Below are 569 nucleotides of genomic sequence, written 5' to 3' on the forward strand. Positions count from 1 at the left end.
CATTTTATAGGTAAATTGCTATTAAATTATTAGATGGCGGTCTCGACGGGAATCGAACCCGCGATCTCCTGCGTGACAGGCAGGCGTGTTAACCGCTACACTACGAGACCAAATACGGAGGAAGAGGGATTCGAACCCCCGCGAGCCGTTAAGCTCCTGTCGGTTTTCAAGACCGATCCCTTCAGCCGGACTTGGGTATTCCTCCAAAATTATATGGACCTTGCAGGACTCGAACCTGCGACCGAACGGTTATGAGCCGTTAGCTCTAACCAACTGAGCTAAAGGTCCAAATTTTAATTCTACAACTAATAATTAGTGGCGGTGGAGGGGATCGAACCCCCGACCTCACGGGTATGAACCGTACGCTCTAGCCAGCTGAGCTACACCGCCGTTATATAGTTTGTAAATGATTTAAATGGTGGAGACTAGCGGGATCGAACCGCTGACCTCCTGCGTGCAAAGCAGGCGCTCTCCCAGCTGAGCTAAGCCCCCATAATAAATTTTAAAATTTCCTATCGGGAAGACAGGATTCGAACCTGCGACCCCTTGGTCCCAAACCAAGTGCTCTA

5 tRNA genes are annotated in these 569 nt (G+C 49.7%); all 5 read right to left on the minus strand.

Going from position 1 to position 569, the window contains the following annotated elements:
* Window positions 1-34: 34 nt before the first annotated feature.
* The 5 genes from CD034_RS06975 to CD034_RS06995 all read right to left on the minus strand — a co-directional run bounded on the left by CD034_RS06975 (window position 35) and on the right by CD034_RS06995 (window position 492).
* Window positions 35-110: transfer RNA gene (locus tag CD034_RS06975), tRNA-Asp, on the minus strand.
* Between the two features lie 5 nt (window positions 111-115).
* A tRNA-Ser gene (locus CD034_RS06980) sits at window positions 116-205 on the minus strand.
* 9 nt (window positions 206-214) lie between these two features.
* Window positions 215-288: transfer RNA gene (locus CD034_RS06985), tRNA-Ile, on the minus strand.
* A 28-nt stretch (window positions 289-316) separates the two neighbouring features.
* Window positions 317-390 (minus strand) — tRNA-Met (locus CD034_RS06990).
* A gap of 26 nt (window positions 391-416) precedes the next feature.
* Window positions 417-492: transfer RNA gene (locus tag CD034_RS06995), tRNA-Ala, on the minus strand.
* Between the last annotated feature and the right edge of the window lie 77 nt (window positions 493-569).

The organism is Staphylococcus hominis subsp. hominis (genome assembly GCF_002901845.1).
Classification (GTDB): domain Bacteria; phylum Bacillota; class Bacilli; order Staphylococcales; family Staphylococcaceae; genus Staphylococcus; species Staphylococcus hominis.